The following is a 15,145-nucleotide window of genomic DNA, read 5'->3' on the forward strand; positions in this document are numbered from 1 at the left end:
AGGTGCTAGGGTTTAGAACGCCTCTTGAGGTAAAATCTAGCTTCGGGTGCGTTGCACTTCAATGTTGAATCCAAGAGATTAAAAAAAGCCATGCTAATATGATTAGCGTGGCTTTTTTTGATCAAGCGATTACCTATTGAGATCATTTATACGATCGGTGGTGGATTGGGTTTGCCATTATTACCATCCCAATTTTCACGGGCTTTATCATCCAAATCCGCAGGCGTCTTCGGCTCCCATTTACCATTTTCTTTCCAGGTGTCGTCGCCCCAATCTTCGTCTTCCTGTTTTTTGTCCCAATCTTTATAGGCTTTACTAGGGTCGATGCCACGGCGCTTCATATCCGCCACTTGCTCTTCTAGCGTGTGATATTGTTCGGCATCATGCATGGTTTTCTCTAGGCCATCAATCTCTTTTCTTAACTCGTCATGTTTATCATTACTCATGATAGTGCTCCTTAATCAGTCAATATTATTATACGCTTTTATGTTTGTCGTTTTTACGGTAGATAAGTTTATATAGGCTAGTACACCATTTGAATCGTTTTTATCTCAATTATTATTTTAATAACTATTATTCTACTAACCAATATCGTAAAACCATTTTACGCTATTGACCTTTATTATCACGAGTCTTGGCTAAATTCACAACCGTTGCCGCGTATGCTTTGTATTACAAAACGTAGTAGCAAGCACAGGAAATCCGTTGACAATCCTTACCGTGCCATTGATTAGGGTTTCTGATTACCATTACTAAGTCTGAACGGTTGATTGTTTATTTTTTAGTAGGTTTTGGGCATAGAAAGTCAATTTCCACAATTCTTGTGAGACTCGCGTACCATAAGTCGTTAACTGTATCCAGTTCGCTGCGACCAGCTGGCGTTGCAAATGGTTTAAGTCATTTTGGGCAATTTGGCAGCGTGCTACGGCGTGGACGTTGGGCATCTCTTGCTTAATATCGTGCTCAGCCTTGGAGGCAATGAGACGATTAATGGCACTTTGTAAACCGTAGCTTGAGAATGTCGCCGGTATTTTCATCAAGGTGCTCAATATCTCTTGCCACGTTAAGGTCATCGATCTGGTGACATCTGTCAAGTTGCCGCCAGCATAGGCTTGCGCACTATATTGAATCACGAAAGTGTCTGTTAAGACGATAGGTTTACTGACACTATCCGTGGCAGTACCTTGGTGGACGACACGGTTATTTTGTTTTAGCAGCGTGCTCGTAGGGGATGGGGAGATTATGGATTCAGACAAGGCGGCTTGTTTGCTTAGCCGGACTGATTCTTCACTAACCCTTACCCACACGTCTTTTACGCTATGTTGAATCACCATGTTAGGGTAGGCTTGAATGAGCAGTTTCTCAATATCCGTATCCTCATCATAATGATGCAAATGCTTAGCTTGCTGAGTAACCGTATTAATAAACTCTTGCAACTGCCGACTGACATCTGCACCCTGAGGATGGTTTTTGACCAAGATGAGTAAAGGCTTGAGCTTGGCTTTGGCATTCAGATAGCTCAGATGCATTTGACTGACACCAGTGTTTTGCATGGTGCCATAGCTATCGCCAATGATCATTAGCGCATAATCACAGGCATCGATACATTGGCGACCGTATAATGAAGCTTTCGGTAACTTACTAGAGACATCGTAGGTTAAAAATGCCCGCGCCTGAAAAAAAATCGCCACACTGTTCAAAACCAACAACTGATCGTTGTCAGCGCAAATGACATGAATATGATAACGACGGTTTGGCAAAATAACCTCTGCGCTTGGATAATGACACAAATAAGTATGGGTGGAATAAAAGCACAAATATCTTGTCTTGCACAGACTAGCCTAGCATAATCCTAGGCAGATACGCTCAGTTTATTTTCTCATTAGAGGGATAGTAACTGATATAAATGCAAAATTGTGGATATAAAAGGGCTTGCCATTACCTATCAATGATGGAGCTTACTAAGCATAGTACTGTAGGTGTGTCTCTTTGCCAAGCAAACGCTGTATCAGTATAGCCAATTTTTCATCATATTTGGTTGCATAAAAAGTCAACGGTGGTCGGTTAATTATGCCCACATCCCTACTCTCTTTATGATCATCCTGAGCACCATCATTAAGCAAAGCAGAAATTTGGTTTGCCACTAATAGTTGCTTGACCCGTTCAGCAATTGCCTGTCCTGAGTCCACCACTTGTATCGATAGCTGTTGCTGTGCAATCTCATCCAATAAGAATGCTTTAAAAAATGGATAATGAGTACAGCCCAGCACCAATTGATCGACTCCGTTTTGTGCAAATATCTGTAGCTGCTGGCGTAGCCGTTGTGCGGTCTCACACTCTTCTGGCATGCCTGCCTCGACCCAAGGCACCAGCTCTGGATCAAAATACTTGGTCACTAGGGTACGGTTAGGACTAGCAATAGCCGTGATGACTTCATTAAGTAGCGTACCGTTCAAAGTTGCTTTGGTGGCCAATACCGCGACATGATTGCTTTTACTTGCTAACACGGCGGGCTTGAGCGCTGGTACCAAGCCGACAATAGGCAACTGCGGATAACAACGTCTAGCTGTCTCTAAAGCATAAGCAGATGCACTGTTGCAAGCAATCACAATGAGCTTGCAGCCCTGCTGATACAGCCACTCTACGGCTGTCAAGGTCAATGCTTCGATGTCTTTGCTATCACGATTGCCATACGGTACATGCAAGGTATCTGCATAATAAACATAACGCTCGGCAGGGAGTTGCTGGGCTAAATGCAGATACACAGACAGACCACCAACCCCAGAATCAAATAAGCCAATCGGCGCATTGCGCTCTTTATTAGCCATAGTTTGGCTAACCGAAGTGGTATTTTCAGCGCTATGAATAACCGCTTGTTTAAAATCCTGCTTTTCAACGGCAGTCGACGGTGTCTCAACTACGTTTAACAGGTTGGCTGCAGCAATATTCATCGGTACGCTACCGCTGTTTTCATATCGATACCTTCATTTCAATAGCAGTTTTCAAATGTTAATTTTTAAACATAATTCTTTAGACGCAATCTTTTAGACGCAACCCTTGAAACTTAGCTTCTCAATAGCGCGTTTAAAACGGTATTTTTATGATAAATAAAAAACAGTCTATCGTATGGATAGACAGTTTTTATTGAGGCTTGATGCTAATTAGCCAGCTGGCATCGACAGCTCATAAGACTGGCCACCACTTTGCAAGGTCAGTATTGTCTCACCTGCTCGCTCTGTTAATTCGCCGATTTCAGTTAGATGATAAAAGGCATTACGAGCGATCAACGCAGTCAAGCCATTTCTGACTGGCATATAAGGTTTTACTTGCGTGTCAGCTTGATTATCAGCAGAGTCATCAGCTGTATAAGTCTGCAAAGTAATCGGATGCTCATCGTCTAAACGTACCACATCGCCAGTCGTCGTGGTAAACTCTAGCCAGCTATGATTAGCTTCTTTAACGATACCAACATCATTGATAAGTAACGGTGCATCTTCCACTTGGATGCGAAGTTTTTGTACAGGCGTCTTTAAAAAGTACTCTACTACCCCATTATTTTCTTCTTTCCATAAGATAGTGGCAAATAAGCTCACCAATGACTCTCTGGTCATTTGCCCGCCCTCATGCCACCACTCACCGTTGGCTTTGATGACCAAATCCATATCGGCGACTTGTTCAGGATGCCACTTTTCCAGTGGCGGTATCGACCGACCTTCACGTGTCCCTGCAGCAGACTTTAAATATTGATTCAGTGCTTCTATAGCATTTGGGTTGGATGCCACGTCCTGCGGTCTGTTAGCACTGTTTTGCGAATTATTATCCGTCTTAATATTATTATCGCTCATCATCTAATCCTTTACCTAGTAATTAAAGTTTGGAAAATCTACTATTACTATAAATTTTAGTTTCGGGTATGATGGGACCATATCGTCATTATACCTTTACTACCCAAATCTTACCTTAACACCGATACTCATAAATGCGTATCGTGTTTGTAGGACTTTTCTTTTATAATGAGTAACGATTTTTTATTGAAACAGTCAAATGCGCGTTGTCTTAGTGACACATTTTATTAGCGGATATGTTGATCGCTTTTTATTCACTAGGTTTAACAGCAACGTTGTCAATTGATGCCGCAAAGACAGTTTCTGTCGAGCAGCCATATGTCTGAGTGAAATTAGCGCCGCAAGCCTTATTATGCAATTGTTAAGCTAATGATGCCCTGAGATAAGCCACTAAAAGTTTAGGAGTAGGTATGCAAGAGCAAGACAATCAAAAGCCAGTCGTCGACGGTGATAGCGTTCACACTGATGCACCAGTCGCGACAGATACGGCCAAGCTAGACACCACAAAGCCAGAGTCAACGACGCTGACCAAAGAAGCGCCAGCTGAAGAGATTGCTGTCGAAACCGCAGACCTCAAAAAAGCTGAGACCATTGAAACTGAGACCATTGAAACTGCGACAGAAGCAGCAGTCGAACCTGTCGCCGTGGATAAAGAGCCTGCTGAGAAAGTAGCGGTCGAAAAAACGCCTGAACCAGTAGTAGAACCTGTCGCGGCAGAGCCTGAGATTGAGCGCGAATCAATGGAATTCGACGTCATCATCGTCGGCGGCGGACCTGCGGGTCTATCTGCTGCGATTCGTCTGCGTCAGCTCGCTATCAAAGCTGGCAATGATGAATTTATGGTTTGTGTGGTTGAAAAAGGCTCTGAATTCGGTGCTCATACTTTATCTGGCGCTGTTATCGAGCCGCGTGCTTTAAATGAGCTGATACCAGACTGGAAAGAAAAAGGCGCACCGCTAAACGTGCCAGCGACCGAAGATCGCTTCTACTACTTAAATTCAGCCACACGCTCTACCAAAGTACCAGATCCTTTAATCCCAGCACCGATGCACAATGACGGCAACTATATTGTCTCATTGGGAAATGTGGTTCGTTGGTTGGCCGTACAAGCCGAAGAGTTAGAAGTCATGATGTTCCCAGGCTTCCCAGCTGATGACATCTTATATAATGACGATGGTTCGGTACGCGGTATCCTGACTGGTGATATGGGTGTGGCGGCCAATGGCGAAGCCAAGCCAAGCTTTGAGCCGGGTTATGAGCTGCTTGCCAAATATACTATTTTTGCCGAAGGCAGCCGTGGTCATCTAGGCAAACGCTTAATCAGCCGTTTTGATCTTGATAAAGACTCAGATCCTCAGCATTATGGTATTGGTCTAAAAGAATTGTGGGAAGTTGTGCCAGAGAAGCACGAGCAAGGCGTGGTCATGCACGGACTTGGCTGGCCATTGACCGAAACGGGCTCTACTGGTGGTTGGTGGTTATACTTCGATGAAAACAACCAAGTAAGCTTTGGTCTTGTCGCTGATTTGTCCTATCATAACCCGTACATGTCGCCATTTGACGAGATGCAGCGCCTAAAGACGCACCCTGTCATTAAGAATGTACTCGAAGGCGGCAAGCGTATCTCTTACGGCGCTCGTGCTTTGACTAAGGGCGGTCTCAACTCCTTACCAAAATTCACCTTCCCTGGAGGTGTATTGGTCGGTGATGACGCTGGATTCTTAAACCCAGCTAAAATCAAAGGTACGCACACGTCAATGAAGTCAGGCATGCTCGCCGCCGAAGCGATTTTCGAAGCGGTACAAGCTGATCGTCAGCATGACGAAGTGATTGCTTATACGACTATGTATAAAGAGTCGTGGTTGTACCAAGATAATTACGAGTCGCGCAACTTCTCGCCTGCAATACACCGTATGGGTCTATTCATGGGTGGTACTTTCACCTTTATCGAGCACAACTTATTGAAAGGTAAAATGCCATTTACCTTACACGATAACCTGCCAGATTACGATCAGCTAGAGCGTGCCAACCACGCTTATCAGCCTACTTACCTCAAGCCTGATGGTAAACTGATCTTTGATAAGTTATCGTCGGTATTTATCTCTAATACCAACCATGCTGAAGATCAACCAACGCACTTAAAACTTACCGATCAAACGGTGCCTATTTCAATTAACTTACCTTTATATGCTGAGCCAGCACGTTTGTACTGCCCAGCGGGTGTTTACGAAGTGGTCAAAGATGCAGAAGGCGCTAAGTTCGTTATCAATGCGCAAAACTGTGTGCATTGTAAGACCTGTGATATCAAAGATCCTTCGCAGAACATTACTTGGGTGACGCCAGAAGGTGGCGGCGGTCCTAACTATCCAAATATGTAAATCATATTTGAGATAAAGAAATCAATAAAAAACCGCTCTTAATCATAAGGGCGGTTTTTTTGTACTTATACACTTTATTTAATAATCACAACCAATCTGTCAGCTTAATCCGTCCAGGCATCACGATTGGCTTCGTCTTTTAGCTTCACAAAGTCATCAGGATTAAATTTAATTTGATCGCCAGTTTTGCCCTCTTTTACTTGTCGCTCATAGTCACGCAATATTCTTAAGGCCACTGGCGATAGGATTAAAATAGCGACTAAGTTGGTCAAGGCCATAAGACCCATCGACAAATCAGCAAAGTTCCATATTGCTGGCAAACTAGCAATCGCGCCGACGAACACCATACCTAAAACCATAAAGCGGAAAATCATAATCATCACTTTGGCATTTTTGGCACCAGAGATAAATTCAAGATTAGACTCGCCATAACTATAGTTAGCAATGATAGACGTAAATGAGAAAAAGAAAATAGCAATCGCGACGAATATTACCCCCATATCGCCAACATATTGCGATAGTGCCAACTGAGTAAGCTGGATACCTTCTTGTTCGACGTTGGGGTCAACCACTCCAGACAAGATAATAATAGAGGCAGTAGCGGTACAAATAACCAAGGTATCCATAAAGACCCCGAGCATCTGCATAAATCCTTGCACTGCTGGATGATCGGGATGACTTTTGGCCGTTGCCGCCGCATTGGGTGCGGAGCCCATACCGGCTTCGTTAGAAAACAAACCGCGTTTGATACCGTTGATCATCGCCTGAGCGATACCGTAACCGATGACCCCGCCCGCTGCTTGCTCAAAGCCAAAGGCTGACTTTACAATCAAAGCAATCGCTGCTGGGAACTGACTGAAATTGGTCACGATAATGAATAGCGCTAATAAAATATATAAAATAGCCATCACTGGTACGATTTTGCCCGCGATGCGGGCTACCGAGCGCAAACCACCAAATACCACTGGCGCTACCAATACGACCAGCACCAAACCTGTCATCCACGTTGGAATGCCAAACGCTTCATTGGTCGCTTGCTCAATCGTATTGGATTGCACGCCATTAAATGCCAGACCAAATGCGACGAGTAGGCAAAGCGAGAAAAATATCGCCAGCCAGCGCTTTCCTAAACCTTTCTCGATATAGTAAGCAGGTCCACCGCGGTAAACGTTATCATTGTGCGGCACCTTATATGCTTGCGCTAAAGTCGACTCAATAAAGCTGGTCGACATACCGACTATCGCGGTCATCCACATCCAAAAAACAGCACCCGGACCACCGAGATAAATAGCAATGGCAACCCCCGCCAAGTTACCCGTACCAACACGCGCCGCGAGTGAGGTCATCAAAGCCTCAAACGAGCTGATGCCGCCATCTTTACGCCCTTGGTTTGAGACGCGTAATAGCTGCCACATGTGACCAAAGTGGCGAAATTGGATAAAGCGGGTGACGATGGTAAAATAAATACCTGCGCCAATCAGTACGAACATGAGCAATCCATACCAAGGGTTACTCGCGATCAACCAATCATTGTTACCCCAGATAATACTAACGCCATAATTGACGATACTATTGAACCAATTTGCTATGCCTTCGTTCATACGAGCTCCTCATTTACGCTTTGTATAACCTACTTTTTTAGATACTGATAACAGGGTTTAATCAGTAAAAATCTTGATTTATTGGTATTCAATACTTGCTATCAAAACGCTACGGGCATTCTATAGAGATTAAATGCTCTACAATCATCACATTTGGTTATCAACTTAGTAAATTTATTTTTAAAATAAATGTTACTTACCGCTCATATCATATAGAATGTATAAAGTAACAAATTTACAGCACAATTTAGACAGTTTTAGTAATACTTCAGTAACGTTTGTAACGTACATGTATCCTGTCAAAATAAATGTTTTGTGGCATTGATTGATCATGCCCTTAGCAATTAAAATTTTGTTATCAATTTTTTATTACTGATACCTTGAATGGTATAGACATTCCGATAAAGTTAATATTTACTTATTGGCATGAGTAATTAGCGTTCTACAAACCTTAAGATGCTTGTCAGGAAGACAAGAGCTTCAAGAACGATGGATTGTTATGCCCCACCTACCTTCCTCGAAATATATCGTTCTTCCTGCCTGTCATATTTAATTAATACTGCTATTTATTTTAAATAATTAAATTTTAAGCAATCCATCATATTTTAGGTATTACCCACTTTTTTAGGGTAATGCGCAGTGAATAGCTATTTTTTATGATGTTTTCAGTCGAAAAATAGTCCAAAACTCGCTTATTTTGTTGGTGATTTTAGTTAATGACGCTGATTGGTCGTTTCCGTTCTGCTTTGATCGTTTGTCAGGCAATGCTGGTCATTGCTATAAACGTCGTATCGCTTTTAGTGATACTTGCTAGACCATAACGGCTTATCACGCTTAAACCAATAATTCCGCTTTTATGCAAGACAAAAGGAGTTGTCCTATGGAAAACCACAACGATCCATCCGGTTATTGGCGTGCCAATGTCCGTCTCATCCTAGGTAGCCTAGTCATTTGGGCACTAGTTTCTTATGGTTTTGCTATTCTTTTACGTCCTCTGTTAGCAGGCATTAGAATCGGCGGTACTGATCTAGGCTTTTGGTTTGCTCAGCAAGGTTCTATTGCAGTCTTCATCATCTTGATCTTTTTTTACGCGTGGCGTATGAACAAGTTAGATAAACAATATGGCGTAGACGAGGAATAGCACTATGAGTCAATTTACAATTAATATTATTTTTGTGGGTCTGTCCTTCGCTCTCTACTTCGGTATTGCGATTTGGGCGCGTGCTGGTACGACCAGCGAATTCTATGTGGCTGGTGGTGGTGTGCATCCAGTCGTAAACGGTATGGCAACGGCTGCTGACTGGATGAGTGCGGCGTCATTCATCTCGATGGCCGGTATCCTTGCCGCTGGTGGTTATGGTGCCTCGACGTATTTAATGGGTTGGACAGGTGGCTATGTACTGCTAGCGATGCTCCTAGCGCCATACTTACGTAAGTTCGGTAAATTTACGGTTCCTGACTTTATCGGCGACCGTTTTTATTCTAAGACAGCGGCTATGATTGCCGTGGTTTGTTTGATTATCGCCTCGACTACTTATGTTATCGGTCAGATGACTGGTGCTGGCGTTGCTTTCTCACGCTTCTTAGAAGTTGAAAACACCACTGGCCTACTGATTGCTGCGGTCGTTGTCTTCTTCTACGCTGTACTTGGTGGCATGAAGGGGATCACTTATACGCAGGTTGCGCAGTATGTCGTTCTTATGATTGCTTATACCATTCCTGCGGTCTTTATCTCACTTGAGTTAACAGGCAATCCAATTCCCGGTCTTGGTTTATTCTCTAACCATACTGAAGCAGGTATTCCTTTATTAACCAAACTCGATCAAGTAGTCACTGATTTAGGCTTTGCAGCTTATACGGCTGACGTTCCTAACAAGCTAAATATGGTGCTGTTTACCTTATCGCTTATGATTGGTACTGCGGGTCTGCCCCACGTTATCATTCGCTTTTTCACGGTTCCTAAAGTCGCTGACGCACGTTGGACAGCGGGTTGGACCCTTGTATTTATCTCATTACTATACTTTACCGCCCCTGCAGTGGGTGCAATGGCGCGTCTCAACTTGATCGATACGATCTATCCACAAGGTGTGGAAGAGCCTGCGCTTACTTATGAGCAGCGTCCAGATTGGATGAGAACATGGGAAGATACTGGTCTTATTAAATATAACGACCTAAATAACGATGGTCGTATTCAGTTATATAACGACAGTGGATTGGGTGCGGCTCAGCTAGCACTCAACACGGCTGAAGCAGAAGGCGGAGATGTTGCAGCTGCCACTGCTGCTGTAGCAGAAGCTCGCACAGCACATGATCTAGAAGTCGATGGCCGCTTTGCCAATGCAGGTTGGGCAGGTAACGAGCTAGACGTCAACGCCGATATCTTAGTATTGGCTAACCCAGAAATCGCTCAACTGCCACCATGGGTTATCGGTCTTATCGCTGCAGGTGGTTTGGCAGCAGCACTATCAACAGCCGCTGGTCTACTACTTGCCATCTCATCAGCCATCAGTCATGACTTGATTAAGAGAAACCTTAATCCAAACATCACTGATAAGGGTGAGCTACGTGTCGCCCGTATCACAATGGGTGTCGCGATTGTCGTGGCTACTTGGCTGGGTATTAACCCACCAGGATTCGCGGCACAGGTGGTTGCCTTAGCCTTTGGTATTGCAGGTGCTTCACTGTTCCCAGCATTGATGATGGGTATTTTCTCTAAGCGTATTAACAACCTTGGCGCTATCGCCGGTATGTTGACAGGTCTGATTAGTATCTTGGTTTATATCTTTGTTTTCAAAGGCTGGTTCTTCATCAGTGGTACGGCTAACTTCCCTGATACGGAAGAATACTGGTTGTTTGGTATCTCGCCATTATCATTTGGTGCGATTGGTGCCTTGCTCAACTTTATCGTTGCGTTCATTGTATCTTACGCGACTAAAGCACCACCATTACATATCCAAGAATTGGTTGAAAGCGTTCGTTCTCCACGCGGAGCTGGCGGCGCAGTGGACCACTAAGCTCTGGTATGTAGTATGGTATCCTTTATGCATATCACTCACAGGCAGCCGCTGCTTGTGAGTGTTTTTTTATCTATATAGCGTAATAGAAATTATTTGATAACAGTCGTTTAGTGACAGTTAATCTATAAAAAGCCGCTTTATAAGAACGACATGATAAAAATTTACTATTTTATGATTGGCCTATACGCGCCATGTATTAAGGAAAAGTCTTATGCTTTATGAGTTTATCGCCACCATGGCTGCCGGATTTGGTTTGGCTGGGTTGGCACTTGTTATAACTCACCTCAGCAAATTGGCGGGCAAAAAAGCACCAAAATGGCTGATTCCAGCCTTTGCTGCTCTTGGTATTTTTGGGTTTCAGGTACATCAAGAATATAACTGGTATGATCAGCAAGTCGCTCAATTACCAGAAGGGATGACCGTGGTCAAAAAGATTGAAGAGAGTGTGTGGTTTCGACCATGGTCGTATGTAAAACCACAGACAATACGCTTTATGGCAGCCGATAGTGGTCACGCGCGGCCGCAAATAGACAATCCAGATATCTATCTAACCAATCTATATCTGTTTGAAAGACGCATGAGTGTCAAGCAAGTTGCACAGGTAATTGACTGCAGCACACCAGCCCGTGCCGATTATATTATGCCAGCGAAAGACAGTACTTTGACGGTTGATGAGCACGTTAATAGCTCAACCAAATGGCAGCCCTTAGCAACAGATGATCCCCTATTCATCAGTATTTGTAACAATAAAAGCTAGAGACTGTCCTCAATCTGAATGTAAATGGGCTAAAAATGGCCAAATATTCAGATAAAGATAAGTTTACAAAACCACTAGATAATCCGTAAAACGCCTCGCAGTTAGTAGTGTCTATCAATGAATAATATTGAGCAATTAATAACGCTGAACAGTGGCAGTATACTGATGTTTTGAGTTTGCCCCGAGCAATAAACCAGCGCATAGACCACCGAAATGTGCCGCAAAGGAGATACCTTGCTGCGGCATTAATCCTTGTTTGATAGTCAACCAGTAGCCCGTGCCCATGACAATGCAGGCCAATAGATAGCCCCAACGCCTTGCGAAGACAGCGCCACCTATCATATAACCAAGCATCGCAAAACATAGTCCTGATGCCCCGATATGAATCGATAGCGGCGAGCCAATGATCCACGTTACCAATCCAGAGGCTATAATAAGCTTAACCACTGTACGATACGCGTTGTTTTCAAACAGCCCAAATAAAAACAGAATTTGTAATAATGTCAAAGTATTGCCAAGCAAATGTGAAAAATTACCATGCATCGTCCATGAAGCAAAAATCCCTATCATGCTGCCGACATCAAGGGCTCGCGGTACGATACCAAAGATATTCCACAGCCCGAACAGCGCAAACTTGTTAAGAAAAAACATCCCCCACATTGGCACTAAAACAAAAGCATATAAGCCAATAACTTGCTTGATTCGTACTAATATCAACGTGAGTAATTGCCGCCACTTCATATAATCTTTTATCCTATTCATTTCATTTTATTAAAGACCTTAATGGTTGACTGAAAACAGTGGTTGCTGTATCGGTTTAAATGATAATAATGAAGCATCTTTGTCCGCTGTTAAATAACTATTGGCATGCAGTAACGAGGCCGAATGATAAGGCACTAAGGCGGTAGGAACAAAACTGCGCGCGGCATCAATATGTTTGACCGAATCATCAAAGAAAATATGCGGTGCAAAGGTCTTTAATACCGCTGTTTTTTCAAGCCCACCCAAGAAAAACGCCATATCCACATTGACGCCCCACTCTCGTAGCGTCTTGATAGCCCGCAGATCCGCGGGGGCGTTGCGAGCCGTCACCAACGCAATCTTAATCGGTGAATATTGCAGACCAGCAGGCAAACGTTCCTGTAAGTTTGATAGCTTAATCAATAGCTCGGCATAAGGTCCTTTTTCAATCGGTAAGTCACGCATTTGGGCTTCACGATCATGAAAAGCACGCAATCCTTTTTGCTTATATAATAGCTCGCCTGAATCATCAAAAAGCACAGCATCACCATCAAAAGCGATACGCAGCTGTTTGGTATCCAATTTATAAGTATTGACAGGCGTCGCATCGAGTATCGCACAGGCACAAATATTGGCATCAGCAACTTGCTGCGCATCCTCACGATTGGTGGTCAAAAATAAATCAACATTGAAGTCTTTGATATAAGGCGAGACAGGACTGCCCGATATAAATGCCGATCGAGAAATATTGAGTCCATGTTCTCGAATGGCATTAAGTACTTGAATGCCCGTATCTGGACTGCTCTTTGAGACAATCACCACTTCGACCAAAGGCGCTTCAATATCAGGGAGCTGTACAGTATCGTCTTCACAATAATGATTCAAATTTAGTAGGGCTTTAATCAGCGGATAACCCGCGCCAATATCCAAGGGCTCGTTCTCACGAGCGGCCATATAATCGCGAAACTCCTTTACTGCCTCGTCAGGGCGCTGCTGTAGTAGCTGTAAAAGGTGGTTCTCAGACTCCGTTAAATCAAACAATGCTGTCGCTGATATAGCCACTATTAAAGTATTGGTTAAATCGACTGCCATATTTTCTCTGCTTGTATTTAATAAATGTCGTTAATTTTAGCCAGTCTAACAATTTAAACCAAACTAGTAAGTAAGCTTTTAATGATATAGCACTTATCTCTGACCATAAAAATGTCCAATGCCCAATGCCCAATGGGTAATCGGCTTAGTCATTAATGGTTTTTACCATACAGAGTCGATAACCTGAATGCTTCACTATGTTTTCAAAACATTTAGTAATTAATCTACTGTTACATATTCTCAATACTTATCTTAAAGTAATGACTCTAAACTTTTGTAAAATAGTCACAAATTCACATTTTAATCTACTAATACATAGGTAGCTGAATATGCTAAAAAAACTATTTAAACCTAATTATGTCAAATATGACTCGAAATATATTACGTTAAGTGACGAAGATAATAAAATTATTGATACTATTACTAATGATATTCGTCTATATGTCAAAAAAAGCAAAGATTTAAACGATATCGATCATCATGTTCGTGCCGTTCATGCCAAGAGCTATTGTGGTCTAAAAGCTAAATTTGAGATATTAGATGACATTCCTAAGGAATATGCTCAAGGCCTGTACGCTAAAGCTGGTATTCACGATGCGGTTATTCGATTTTCCAATGCAGCAGCGGCAGTAAGTGCAGATAGACGATTGGGACTGGGGCAAGGATTGGCGATAAAAATATTCGATGTGCCAGGTGAAAAATTAGCCCCAGGAGAGGAAGATAGCACCACTTTTGACTACGCTTTAGTAAATAGTCCAATTTTTTTTACCAATAGTCTTAAAAATTACGCTTATTTATCAAAGCTAAATTTCGGTTTAAACGGTTACTTAGGCGAGGGTCTACTGGGTAAAGGTAAGTTCATTTTTCATTGGTTGACTAAATACGGTAAAGAATTCCCTGATCTTGAAGGCTTGCGATCACTCAACGCCTTTAGAAAGCTAGCAACCACCCCTCCTAAGAACGCTTGGTTGTACGATTATTTTTCACAAGGTGCCTTTCGTCACGGTGATTACATGGCAAAAGTCAGAGTAACTCCAACCAAAGCTTCAATGAAAAAAATTAAGCGTACCAATATTCACCTGTTCACCGAAGATGAAGCGATACGTCCCGCAATTATCGAAGAGATACGCGAGCACGACTATCAGTTCGATGTACAAATTCAATTATGCCGCAACCTTAAAAAGCAGCCTATTGATCAGCTAACACAAGAATGGAAAGAGTCTGATGCGCCATTCGTTACCGTAGCGACTTTGACCATACCTTGTCAAGACGTCCCAGACGATGGCAATCTCGACGCGATAGAGGATTTAAGCTTTACCACTTTCCGCTGTTTAGAAGAGAATCGTCCTATTGGTAAGATACAACATTCTCGTTTACGCGCTTATCAAGCATCCTCCAAGGCACGCCATGAGCAAACTATGGCTAAACGCAAAGAGCCAACTAGCTTGAAACAGATATTTGATAAGAACGCTACTAACTAAGCTCACAAGCGTGATATTTCGAAGTAAAATGGAGAAATCATAGCTAAATAAAAGCCCCATCATACAAATGTATGATGGGGCTTTCTAGGCCGTGTTTTCATTTCAAAAATGGCGATAAAAATGAGATAAATTGCTGTCAAACAAGAAAAACAGCATAGATAATATCGGGATATTAACCAGCTATTTGACGATGTTTGGCAAGATTTAGCCATTTTTAGCCCATTTAGATGACT

Annotated in this window: 12 protein-coding genes; 5 read left to right on the top strand and 7 right to left on the bottom strand. The window is 42.9% G+C overall.

Translation table 11 applies throughout. The annotated features are described in order from the left end of the window. Window positions 1-146: 146 nt before the first annotated feature. The 4 genes from AAEY80_RS13555 to AAEY80_RS13570 all read right to left on the bottom strand — a co-directional run bounded on the left by AAEY80_RS13555 (window position 147) and on the right by AAEY80_RS13570 (window position 3,845). A complete protein-coding gene (locus tag AAEY80_RS13555; RefSeq protein WP_025651599.1) occupies window positions 147-446 on the bottom strand; it encodes a hypothetical protein in 300 nt (99 codons plus the stop codon). A 306-nt stretch (window positions 447-752) separates the two neighbouring features. Next, window positions 753-1,760, bottom strand: coding sequence for a DUF4062 domain-containing protein (locus tag AAEY80_RS13560; RefSeq protein WP_037026262.1), 1,008 nt, complete (start codon window positions 1,758-1,760; stop codon window positions 753-755). A 201-nt stretch (window positions 1,761-1,961) separates the two neighbouring features. Further along, window positions 1,962-2,951: a glutamate racemase gene (gene murI, locus AAEY80_RS13565; RefSeq protein ID WP_173239825.1), complete on the bottom strand. Its 990-nt coding sequence runs from the start codon at window positions 2,949-2,951 to the stop codon at window positions 1,962-1,964. A 210-nt stretch (window positions 2,952-3,161) separates the two neighbouring features. Beyond that, window positions 3,162-3,845, bottom strand: coding sequence for a DUF1285 domain-containing protein (locus AAEY80_RS13570; protein ID WP_025651602.1), 684 nt, complete (start codon window positions 3,843-3,845; stop codon window positions 3,162-3,164). Between the two features lie 740 nt (window positions 3,846-4,585). On the opposite strand from AAEY80_RS13570, the gene AAEY80_RS13575 reads away from it, so the two are divergent. Continuing rightward, window positions 4,586-6,223: an electron transfer flavoprotein-ubiquinone oxidoreductase gene (locus AAEY80_RS13575; RefSeq protein ID WP_037026260.1), complete on the top strand. Its 1,638-nt coding sequence runs from the start codon at window positions 4,586-4,588 to the stop codon at window positions 6,221-6,223. 104 nt (window positions 6,224-6,327) lie between these two features. On the opposite strand, the gene AAEY80_RS13580 is transcribed toward AAEY80_RS13575, so the two are convergent. Beyond that, complete coding sequence (locus tag AAEY80_RS13580) at window positions 6,328-7,824, bottom strand: alanine/glycine:cation symporter family protein (protein ID WP_350588475.1); 1,497 nt, start codon at window positions 7,822-7,824, stop codon at window positions 6,328-6,330. Window positions 7,825-8,704: 880 nt separating this feature from the next. Here AAEY80_RS13580 and AAEY80_RS13585 point away from each other — a divergent pair. The 3 genes from AAEY80_RS13585 (at window position 8,705) to AAEY80_RS13595 (ending at window position 11,598) form a co-directional block, all read left to right on the top strand. Next, window positions 8,705-8,965, top strand: coding sequence for a DUF4212 domain-containing protein (locus tag AAEY80_RS13585; protein WP_025651606.1), 261 nt, complete (start codon window positions 8,705-8,707; stop codon window positions 8,963-8,965). 4 nt (window positions 8,966-8,969) lie between these two features. Beyond that, window positions 8,970-10,838 (top strand): sodium:solute symporter family protein, encoded by a 1,869-nt coding sequence (locus AAEY80_RS13590; protein WP_025651607.1) that lies wholly within the window; start codon window positions 8,970-8,972, stop codon window positions 10,836-10,838. Between the two features lie 214 nt (window positions 10,839-11,052). Continuing rightward, on the top strand, window positions 11,053-11,598 hold the full coding sequence (locus tag AAEY80_RS13595) for a hypothetical protein (RefSeq protein WP_350588476.1): 546 nt from the start codon (window positions 11,053-11,055) through the stop codon (window positions 11,596-11,598). Window positions 11,599-11,733: 135 nt separating this feature from the next. On the opposite strand, the gene AAEY80_RS13600 is transcribed toward AAEY80_RS13595, so the two are convergent. After that, a complete protein-coding gene (locus tag AAEY80_RS13600) occupies window positions 11,734-12,339 on the bottom strand; it encodes a rhomboid family intramembrane serine protease (RefSeq protein ID WP_173239827.1) in 606 nt (201 codons plus the stop codon). A gap of 39 nt (window positions 12,340-12,378) precedes the next feature. Beyond that, on the bottom strand, window positions 12,379-13,431 hold the full coding sequence (locus AAEY80_RS13605) for a 5'-nucleotidase (protein WP_350588477.1): 1,053 nt from the start codon (window positions 13,429-13,431) through the stop codon (window positions 12,379-12,381). Between the two features lie 329 nt (window positions 13,432-13,760). On the opposite strand from AAEY80_RS13605, the gene AAEY80_RS13610 reads away from it, so the two are divergent. After that, window positions 13,761-14,912, top strand: a complete 1,152-nt coding sequence (locus AAEY80_RS13610) for a catalase family protein (protein WP_025651611.1) — start codon at window positions 13,761-13,763, stop codon at window positions 14,910-14,912. The last annotated feature ends 233 nt before the right edge of the window (window positions 14,913-15,145 follow it).

The sequence above is a fragment of the Psychrobacter sp. 78a-MNA-CIBAN-0178 genome (genome assembly GCF_040309625.1).
GTDB lineage: Bacteria > Pseudomonadota > Gammaproteobacteria > Pseudomonadales > Moraxellaceae > Psychrobacter > Psychrobacter okhotskensis.

Coding starts and splice junctions, on each gene's coding strand:
- AAEY80_RS13585 (WP_025651606.1), top strand. CDS start 8,705: ATGGAAAACCACAACGATCCATCCGGTTATTGGCGTGCCAATGTCCGT.
- AAEY80_RS13610 (WP_025651611.1), top strand. CDS start 13,761: ATGCTAAAAAAACTATTTAAACCTAATTATGTCAAATATGACTCGAAA.
- AAEY80_RS13575 (WP_037026260.1), top strand. CDS start 4,586: ATGGAATTCGACGTCATCATCGTCGGCGGCGGACCTGCGGGTCTATCT.
- AAEY80_RS13600 (WP_173239827.1), bottom strand. CDS start 12,339: ATGAAGTGGCGGCAATTACTCACGTTGATATTAGTACGAATCAAGCAA.
- AAEY80_RS13595 (WP_350588476.1), top strand. CDS start 11,053: ATGCTTTATGAGTTTATCGCCACCATGGCTGCCGGATTTGGTTTGGCT.
- AAEY80_RS13590 (WP_025651607.1), top strand. CDS start 8,970: ATGAGTCAATTTACAATTAATATTATTTTTGTGGGTCTGTCCTTCGCT.
- murI (WP_173239825.1), bottom strand. CDS start 2,951: ATGAATATTGCTGCAGCCAACCTGTTAAACGTAGTTGAGACACCGTCG.
- AAEY80_RS13580 (WP_350588475.1), bottom strand. CDS start 7,824: ATGAACGAAGGCATAGCAAATTGGTTCAATAGTATCGTCAATTATGGC.
- AAEY80_RS13555 (WP_025651599.1), bottom strand. CDS start 446: ATGAGTAATGATAAACATGACGAGTTAAGAAAAGAGATTGATGGCCTA.
- AAEY80_RS13570 (WP_025651602.1), bottom strand. CDS start 3,845: ATGAGCGATAATAATATTAAGACGGATAATAATTCGCAAAACAGTGCT.
- AAEY80_RS13605 (WP_350588477.1), bottom strand. CDS start 13,431: ATGGCAGTCGATTTAACCAATACTTTAATAGTGGCTATATCAGCGACA.